At 65.4% G+C, this 7,586-nt stretch carries 13 protein-coding genes and 1 tRNA gene; 7 read left to right on the top strand and 7 right to left on the bottom strand.

The window, feature by feature from the left end; translation table 11 throughout:
• Nucleotides 1-234: 234 nt before the first annotated feature.
• Entirely contained in the window at nucleotides 235-600 is a 366-nt protein-coding gene (locus tag CV1CTNOD_RS09750) for a DUF5615 family PIN-like protein (RefSeq protein WP_131785809.1), read from the bottom strand.
• Complete coding sequence (locus CV1CTNOD_RS09745; RefSeq protein ID WP_131785808.1) at nucleotides 597-1,043, bottom strand: hypothetical protein; 447 nt, start codon at nucleotides 1,041-1,043, stop codon at nucleotides 597-599. Before CV1CTNOD_RS09745 ends, CV1CTNOD_RS09750 begins: the two co-directional genes overlap by 4 nt.
• Before the next feature lie 113 nt (nucleotides 1,044-1,156).
• On the opposite strand from CV1CTNOD_RS09745, the gene CV1CTNOD_RS09740 reads away from it, so the two are divergent.
• From CV1CTNOD_RS09740 to CV1CTNOD_RS09730, 4 genes are all read left to right on the top strand, one after another.
• On the top strand, nucleotides 1,157-1,354 hold the full coding sequence (locus tag CV1CTNOD_RS09740) for a type II toxin-antitoxin system RelE/ParE family toxin (RefSeq protein WP_242606555.1): 198 nt from the start codon (nucleotides 1,157-1,159) through the stop codon (nucleotides 1,352-1,354).
• Nucleotides 1,351-1,605 carry a hypothetical protein gene (locus CV1CTNOD_RS24590; protein ID WP_165485413.1) on the top strand — a complete coding sequence of 85 codons (255 nt, stop codon included), beginning with the start codon at nucleotides 1,351-1,353 and terminating at the stop codon, nucleotides 1,603-1,605. Before CV1CTNOD_RS09740 ends, CV1CTNOD_RS24590 begins: the two co-directional genes overlap by 4 nt.
• A gap of 258 nt (nucleotides 1,606-1,863) precedes the next feature.
• Nucleotides 1,864-2,172 (top strand): hypothetical protein, encoded by a 309-nt coding sequence (locus CV1CTNOD_RS09735; protein WP_207386309.1) that lies wholly within the window; start codon nucleotides 1,864-1,866, stop codon nucleotides 2,170-2,172.
• Between the two features lie 12 nt (nucleotides 2,173-2,184).
• Nucleotides 2,185-2,273, top strand: a tRNA-Ser gene (locus CV1CTNOD_RS09730).
• A 44-nt stretch (nucleotides 2,274-2,317) separates the two neighbouring features.
• Here the strand turns inward: CV1CTNOD_RS09730 and CV1CTNOD_RS25595 are convergent.
• On the bottom strand, nucleotides 2,318-3,103 hold the full coding sequence (locus CV1CTNOD_RS25595; protein WP_207386308.1) for a hypothetical protein: 786 nt from the start codon (nucleotides 3,101-3,103) through the stop codon (nucleotides 2,318-2,320).
• A gap of 30 nt (nucleotides 3,104-3,133) precedes the next feature.
• On the opposite strand from CV1CTNOD_RS25595, the gene CV1CTNOD_RS09720 reads away from it, so the two are divergent.
• Together CV1CTNOD_RS09720 and CV1CTNOD_RS09715 are read left to right on the top strand one after the other, a co-directional pair.
• Nucleotides 3,134-3,325, top strand: coding sequence for a hypothetical protein (locus CV1CTNOD_RS09720; RefSeq protein ID WP_131785806.1), 192 nt, complete (start codon nucleotides 3,134-3,136; stop codon nucleotides 3,323-3,325).
• 55 nt (nucleotides 3,326-3,380) lie between these two features.
• Complete coding sequence (locus tag CV1CTNOD_RS09715; RefSeq protein WP_131785805.1) at nucleotides 3,381-3,671, top strand: hypothetical protein; 291 nt, start codon at nucleotides 3,381-3,383, stop codon at nucleotides 3,669-3,671.
• Nucleotides 3,672-3,973: 302 nt separating this feature from the next.
• Here the strand turns inward: CV1CTNOD_RS09715 and CV1CTNOD_RS09710 are convergent, their stop codons facing one another.
• The 4 genes from CV1CTNOD_RS09710 to CV1CTNOD_RS09690 form a co-directional block, all read right to left on the bottom strand.
• On the bottom strand, nucleotides 3,974-4,159 hold the full coding sequence (locus CV1CTNOD_RS09710; protein ID WP_131785804.1) for a hypothetical protein: 186 nt from the start codon (nucleotides 4,157-4,159) through the stop codon (nucleotides 3,974-3,976).
• 455 nt (nucleotides 4,160-4,614) lie between these two features.
• Nucleotides 4,615-4,872 carry a hypothetical protein gene (locus CV1CTNOD_RS25590; RefSeq protein ID WP_207386307.1) on the bottom strand — a complete coding sequence of 86 codons (258 nt, stop codon included), beginning with the start codon at nucleotides 4,870-4,872 and terminating at the stop codon, nucleotides 4,615-4,617.
• A gap of 862 nt (nucleotides 4,873-5,734) precedes the next feature.
• Nucleotides 5,735-6,058: a type II toxin-antitoxin system RelE family toxin gene (locus tag CV1CTNOD_RS09695; protein WP_131785803.1), complete on the bottom strand. Its 324-nt coding sequence runs from the start codon at nucleotides 6,056-6,058 to the stop codon at nucleotides 5,735-5,737.
• Nucleotides 6,059-6,060: 2 nt separating this feature from the next.
• A complete protein-coding gene (locus tag CV1CTNOD_RS09690; RefSeq protein WP_242606554.1) occupies nucleotides 6,061-6,264 on the bottom strand; it encodes a type II toxin-antitoxin system prevent-host-death family antitoxin in 204 nt (67 codons plus the stop codon).
• Nucleotides 6,265-6,820: 556 nt separating this feature from the next.
• Here CV1CTNOD_RS09690 and CV1CTNOD_RS09685 point away from each other — a divergent pair.
• Nucleotides 6,821-7,586, top strand: a 766-nt coding sequence (locus CV1CTNOD_RS09685) for a serine/threonine-protein kinase (protein ID WP_131785802.1), incomplete at its 3' end; no start/stop codon positions are given.

Raw genomic sequence — 7,586 nt, 5'->3', positions numbered from 1 at the left:
ATACTAGCAATATATGTCCAAGATTTCAGGCGTGACACACTAGTGGCCGATGGCGGCGGTCTTGAAATGCTCGCGGTAGCCTGGAGTCGACCTTGATCGTGATCTCGGTGACCTGGGAAGATCACCGCTGACCTGCGCGGATGCCTCGGGCGGATTTGCGCGGCGGTGCGAAGCGGGGGCAGCCCGTCCCGGGGTGCAGGGGCCTCGCCCCTGCCGTCAACGCCCACACAACGATCACCGCCGTAGAAAGATGACCTGGTCGGGACCGACAGCACCCGACTCCCGGAGCAGCTTGTCGAGCGCACCCACGACAGCACCCACAAAGCCTCTATCCTGCGGAAACGCCTTTGTCGAGATCAGGACGATGCCGGCGTGAGAGCGTCCGCTGGCCCGGTACTGGGCATCCAGCGGCAGAAAATCCTTGACGTTGAGCGTGACCAGCGCGCGCCCTTGGCGCGCCGCCTCCGCCAGCACCTGGTCATCTGGCAGCGAGACCAGCGCCGAGTCGGCAACGACGGAAACGACGTCGTGCCCCCTCCCGACGAGTTGGGCGGCTATCCGCTCCCCGAGCATCTCGTCGAGCAATAAGGGGTAGCTCATCCGGCCAGCAGGTCCTGCTCGCGACGCCATGCCCGCTCAGCCGCCTGCTCGGTCTCGTCGGCGGCAGCGATCTCAGCATCGACCTCCTGCGGGTAGGCGGCCCAATACCGCAGCGCCGTGCGGAGCAGCCTCAGCGGCAGGCCCGTGTTGTCCGCGACCATGGACAACAACCCGTGCTCGGCCAGCTCCGGTTCGGCCGCCCGGGCGGACCGGACCGCTCGCATGACCTCCCAGACATCAGGTCCGCCGACCAGACCCGCACGCCGTCCCGTCGGCCCTTCCCGGAACGTGATGCCGGGATGTTCCGTCGTCCGCAGCCCCTCGTCCACGAGCCGGTTCGCCGCTGACGACAGGGAAAGGCCTGGATGTGTGGCCACGTACGCCTGCAGACGTACCGCAACGGCGGCGTCGAACCGTACCGGTGTAGGAGCCTTTCTCGTCATGCGACTACAGTGTAGTCGCCGACTTGAGGCGTGCAAACTCGGTCAGGGGCAGGTCGAACCTGCTGGGCACCCGGCGACACGAAACACCCAGAACAGGCATCAACCATAGGAACGTGGGGGTTCCAGGGGGCTCGGCAGGCACGAACGAGATCCGGATCCTGTCTGCCTTCGACCCGGCCCACCGCGCAGTACTACTGACAGCCGGGGACAAGTCCGGCAGTTGGCAACACTGGCATGAGACCGCGATACCCGTGGCGGACGAACGCTACAACCTTCACCTGACCGAGATCGAGAGGAGGGACCACCGGTGACAACGACGAGATGGGACGACGTCAAACGCCAGGCCGAACAGGCACGTGTCGCCGCCGGCCACCCGGTACGAACCGACGCCGACCGCGAGGCCGGGCAACGCCGCCTCGACGACGAGATCCACGCCCACCCACCGGCCGGCCGAGGCCCGAGGCAGCCGTGCCCTGACCCAGAGCGAGATCGCCGCAACCATGGGCGTATCCGGTCCCCGCATCTCGGACGTGGAACATCGATACGACGAGTGGTTGCGTAGTGAACATGGAAGCTGATCGGGAGGAGGCGCACACGATGACAAGTACATGGAGCCAGACACGAGCCAAGCAGCCTCCGCGGGAAGACAGAGTCGCGGAGCATCGCGCTCGCATGGACGCCGAGGTGCGCGCTTTCAGACTCAGAGAGATCCGCGAGGAGCAGGGTCTGACTCAGCTCGCACCGTGGGTCGGACATTCAAACACGATCGCGAAGGTGCGGCGGATGTTGACGGACGAAGGCACTCACACCGGAGCAGGAAGTGTCCCCGCTGGCCCGGCGGCCCTATGACCTGCGAAACGCTGCGGCGACCCTGTGGCTCAACTCGGGCGTGCCGGCGACCGAGGTTGCCCGCCGGCTCGGCCACGGCGTCGCCGTGCTGCTCAAGGTGTGCGCCAACTGCCTCGACGGGCAGGAGATCATGGCGAACTCCTCGATCGAACAGGCCCTCGGCACACCCACGGCTGATCCTGCAATACTCGGAGACGACCGGCTGCCCGGAGACGGGGACAACAGCCACGCGGAACAGGCACGGAACGGCCAGATCGACGATCAAGGCCAACCGGGCTGAAGCCGCAGGTTAGGAGGGCTCGCCTAGTGGCCGATGGCGGCGGTCTTGAAAACCGCTATGGGGAGTGATCCTCATCGTGGGTTCGAATCCCACGCCCTCCGCTCTACCGGGCGTTTTGCATCCTTCGACGCCGGGACTGCGCCCATCACCGCCCCCGATTCACCGGTGGTGCCCGCAGGGTGCCCACGCCGCGCCGCGCGAGGCGCCGCGGACGCCACCTTCTCCGCCGCCCCCTGACCTGCCGACCACAGCAGATGGACGGACAACGCCCCCGTGATCGATGGCGTTGAGTGACCGAGCCTCTTCGACACCAACGCGATGTCGACGCCTTCGGCGAGCTGGATTGATGCCGACGAATGCCGAAGATCGTGAAGCCACCGGCGTGACAGCAGACTCGGTCCAGCTCCGCCCCCACCTCGACGTCGACCGGCAGCGGCTCGGCCAGGCCCAGCCGGACCCGGCCGCCGCGCACGCCTTCCACCGACGCGGCGGTGACCTCGCCGATCGGCTCCCGGTCGCGGTAGAGCGTCCACTCCCCGACCGGATCCGTGTAGCGGGTGCCGACGATCAGCTCGACCGCACCGGCCGCCGCCAGTTCCCGCACCGTCGTGCACAACCCCGCCCGCCGGGCGATCTGCTGCATCCGCCTGGTCACGTACTCGGGCGTGAGGTACCGGCCGTCCGGGCTGGTGAACATCAGCCCGGACAGCTGCACCAGGTTGCCGTGTTCGTCGGGCAGGGCGCCGTTCGACCAGGCCGGGCCGAGCGTCTCACGCTCCCCATCCTGGACGATCTTGTGTGCGAGCAGGGATCCCAGTGTGGTCGAATCCAGGTCGACGACGCCACGAACCCGGACGACGACCGGGCGTGGGCGTACTCCTTGGCGCCTGCCGTGAGCTGCTGACCTCCATGACGTCGCAGGAATCGACACGGCGTGTCCAACCCGGGTTAGAGTGTGTGTGTGGAGATCTACGGCGTGGCCGTCCCGGAGCCTCACGAGTGGGTCGACGAACCGGACCCCGCCACCAAGAGGGCGATCGACGAGGCGTTGGAGGATCTCGCGGCTGGTCGTTCGGTGATCTGCGAGAGCGACGACGCTTTCGACACGCTCCTCAACGTGCTGTCCGCGGACTCCTATCCACAGGCGAGCTGACCTCGCGCGGGTTACCCGACACCGAGAGGTCGGATCGTACACCTATCGTGTGGCTATGCCCACGCACGAGCAAGCGCTTCGCTTCCTGGCGGAGCACGCGCGACTCAGCCCCGCGCAGCAAGCCGTGTTCCTGCGTGCTGTCGTGCTGTTCCGCGAGGGGCTGAAGTCGGGCTCGTTCCATCCGAGGCTACGGGTGAAGGGCTTCAAGTCCGAGCCCGGAGTGTTCGAGATGACGTGGGCACGCGACGGCCGGGCGCTGTGGATGTACGGCGACCCGCTTCCCGGCAAGCCCGGCCCGCACATCATCTGGCTACGCATCGGTACCCACGACATCTTCGAGCGGTAAGCGCAGCCCTCCTGCGGATCGTCCATTCTGTCCGTAGCCCAATCGCTACAAATGCCGCATACTGACGTCGTGGACCCATCGCCCCGACTCGCCTGGCGCATCGTCCTGCGCTGCCCCGAACACCGGCGCTTCCACCGGGCGCCTGGCATGGGACCGAAAATCACCCTGCAAGCCCCGCAGGTGCGCGAGCGATACCGGGTCGTATGAGCCGACGGGCACAAGGCCTGACTCTGTAGGCCTGACTCTGTGTCGGATGATGCCGAGATGCCTGAGAAGCCGGCGGGGCCGACGTATGGGCTGTCCTAACCGCGCTGCGGCCAATGACCGAGGATGTTCGTGATACTGGACAGCTGGTCGATCCACTTCGTTCCGACCGCGACGACGCCGAGAGCTAAGCCGTAGACGACCTTGCCGTACTCGTCCAGCTCATCAGTGTTGATCGAGTCGAGTACTTCGACGGCGCGCTTGGCGTAGTCGACGAGAGGCAATCCTATCAGCCCCTGGCCGCTCCTTGGTTGCTTATGTACTCACGATGTGGCCAGCGACACTCACTTGCTACGCAAAGCTCACTCAGGTGAGCGTTCGTCGTCGTGGTGCACGGATTGTCCCAGCGGGATCCGGAAGCCCGAGGTGCGGGACGACGCACTACACGACCGCGACCCAGTAAGCGGGAAGATGGGAAGAGCCCAGCAGGCGAGAAGGCCCGCTACCGCCTTCGTCACGCACGCCTCTCCTCCTTCCTCGCCTCTCGCAGGCTCCATCGGACCATGCAGACGAGGCCCTGGCGAGCCCGTGGGGAATATGTGGGGACGTGGAACCCGACAGCGGTCCGATGGGGGAGACCGCACAGGTGAACGGCATGATCTCCGTATGCCCAAGATGGTCTTGAAAACCGCTGGGGATGGTAACGCTCATCGTGGGTTCGAATCCCAGGCCCTCCGCTCTACCAGGGGTTTCGGGTCATAGCTCGGTACATTGATCTAGCAAGATGGTCCTTGCGCGCACGATGTGGCACGCTCTTGTTCGCCCGTGGCACTGCCGCCTCGGCCGCCCGGCCACCGGCCGAGCGGAGCAGGTGTACGTACAGATTCCCCGTGATCGTCGTGTTGGCATGGTCGAGATGCTCGAATACCCGGCCGGCGGCGCGGGCCGGCGTCTGCGCGCCGAACCCGTAACAGCCTGACGGCCCTACCCCCCGCACAGCGACCCGACCCGCACGTCCCGGTGAGCCCACCCACGGCCGGGGCCACAGCCCCCAAACCCCGACCATGTTCTTCTACCCGGTATTGGCCGCCGACCCCGGTATGCACTGTATCAGCATGATGATCGCATGAGGTTGTAGGATAACCAGGAACGTATTCCAGTCGCCGGAGCCGGACAATCCGGCTTCGTTATGGTAAGAGAAGCGCCCGGTCTCGTCACGCAGAGCGCCGTCACCCCTGCCCGCTGTCCGGCCGGGGCCGGCTCCTGTGATGTACACGTATTTGCGCCAGGGATAGCTCCGCCCGGCGCGGCGCATGGCCTAACGTGAACGAGACGCGGCTACCATTTCGTTTTTCGGGAGTTCGCGTTGCTGCAGGTTCTATCGGATGAAAGTGTTGGGAGGTGCGCGCTACCCGTGCGGAACAACAAGAATTCGATGGTCAGGAGAGTCCTCGCCGGTGCGACTGCGGCGATTGGTGCCGCAGCCTTCATTGGATTGGGCGCCTCTGTTGCAACCGCAAGCAGCGTAATCGCCATCGGTCACTCCACCTTCGCGGATACCGACGCAGGCGTCGATGCGGGGGTTGACACAGGTGTCGGCCCGGTCGGCCCGGTTGGTCCGATCGTCGGTCCGGTCGGTCCGGTCGGTCCGGTCGGTCCGGTCGGTCCGGTCGGTCCGGTCGGTCCGGTTGGCCCGATTGGTCCGATCGTCGGTCCGGTTGGTCCGATCGTCGGCCCAATCATCTGATCGACGCCGGCACGGTGTGACGGCATAACTCCGATGGCAACTTGCCGGTAACAAGTGGCGAGCGGACGTTCAGCCGGTGCCATCGGGATATAGATCAATCGCGCCGGCAGGATCAGTCATCGGTATTGATCCTGCCGGCGCGCCCTCTCTCAAATAGCGGCGTCGCCACAATTTTGGAGCCCCTGGCTCTACGGTTGACCGCTACCCGGACCACCGTGACGACGATCCGGTCATCCTCGACGTGGTAGATCATCTGGTAGTCGCCAATCCTGAGCCGAAGCACACCCGAGGACTCACCGACGAGTGCCCGCACACCGTGGGGACGAGGATCGTTCGCCAGCCCCGTCACCGCCATCAAAATTCGGCGAGCCGTAACACTGTCCAGCTTGCGCGGTTCACGGAGCGCCGGCATCGTCCACTCGATCTCGTACGTCACCGTCAGGTCAGGCCGAACTCGGCCATCACATCACGGTGCGGCACGCGCGGCTCACTGGACGCAAGCGCAGCCCGCGCGGCGGTCAAGTCGGCCTCATCCTCGGCCGCTTCCAGTTCCCGCAGGTCCTCGATCGAAATTACCGCAGCGATCGCACGGCTATGACGGGTGAGCACGATCCGCGCGTGCGCGTGCTCCGCCTTGGACACGATCTCACCGAGATGGTCCCGCGCCGATCACTGATCGGCATCTCGCTCACACCCCATCCGACCAGCATCTTCGGCCTGAGTCCGCAGGTCGCGATGCTTTCGATCTTTCTTCTGCTGATTTTTCTGCGGCTTGCGGGTGCCCGGTCGCGAGCGCTCCTCCACGGCCATCTGCGGGGAATCCATAGAAACGATCATGATACTTTGTCGGAGGCTTGAGCACCGGGCTGCCGTGGTCGAGACGGGTGTGTTCGGCGCCGATGGCTGCAACAGACGGTAGTCCGGTTCGGGGCTGGATGATGGCCAATCGGGCATCGTGGCGCTCATCCAGCTGGTTGGAATTCTCCTGGTCCTTCTTGGCGCTATTTGCTTCGTCCTCTTGTCGAGGAGGAAGTCCGGGCCGTCCAAGGCCCCACGGCGCCGTAACGACAAAGTACGCGAAGCCGCCAGACAGCTACCTGACCCTACTCCTTCGTTTCGGGTACCCTTGGCTCCGACGACGTCGGAAACGAAGCCGGCAGAGGGATGGCACACGAAATCTGCTGGTGGGCGGATCATCGTGTCCCGTTACCGCCTTGTCCAGCAGCTTGGCGGTGGTGGTATGGGATCCGTGTGGGAGGCGCTTGACGAGACGCTGAGCGTGCCCGTCGCACTCAAAGAGATCAATATTCAGAGTGGGCGTTCCGCTGCGGATCGGCGCGAGCTCATCGCCCGGGCACACCGGGAAGCCCGCAGCGCCGCGAAGTTACGCGGACACCCCAACATCGTCACCGTGCACGACGTCGTCGAAGAGCAGGATCTTCCCTGGATAGTAATGGAGCTGATCCGCGGCCGTTCCCTCGCCACGGTTATCCGGGAGGATGGGCCGCTGGGCTCCGCACGGGTAGCCGAAATCGGTATCGCGGTGCTCGACGCGCTGACATTCGCGTACCGCGAGGACGTCGTCCACCGGGACGTCAAACCCGCGAACATCCTGTTGACCCGATCCGGCGAGGTCAAGCTGACCGACTTCGGTATTGCCGCGATCAGCAACGCAACGAGAATCACCGTCGACGGGTGGGGGCCGATGACGACCGCCTACACCGCGCCCGAACGGATCCGCGGCGAGACAGGAACCGCGGCCAGCGACATCTTCTCGTTAGGGGTGACGCTCTACGAGGCGGTTGAGGGGATATCCCCGGCTTCCAGCCGGAGGAAACGCTCGCGACCATGTACGCGGTACTCGACGAGCAGCCCCCACGCCTGCAGCATGCGCCGCCGCTGCTGGCGGAGACACTACGCCTGCAGGGCTGCGCGAAGGTCGCCCGGCGTGGCGATCGGCTACT

Source organism: Protofrankia symbiont of Coriaria ruscifolia (assembly GCF_900634745.1).
GTDB lineage: Bacteria > Actinomycetota > Actinomycetes > Frankiales > Frankiaceae > Protofrankia > Protofrankia californiensis.
This window is presented reverse-complemented; position numbering and strand designations above follow the sequence as displayed.

Coding starts and splice junctions, on each gene's coding strand:
- CV1CTNOD_RS09745 (WP_131785808.1), bottom strand. CDS start 1,043: ATGACGAGAAAGGCTCCTACACCGGTACGGTTCGACGCCGCCGTTGCG.
- CV1CTNOD_RS09750 (WP_131785809.1), bottom strand. CDS start 600: ATGAGCTACCCCTTATTGCTCGACGAGATGCTCGGGGAGCGGATAGCC.
- CV1CTNOD_RS09715 (WP_131785805.1), top strand. CDS start 3,381: ATGCCCACGCACGAGCAAGCGCTTCGCTTCCTGGCGGAGCACGCGCGA.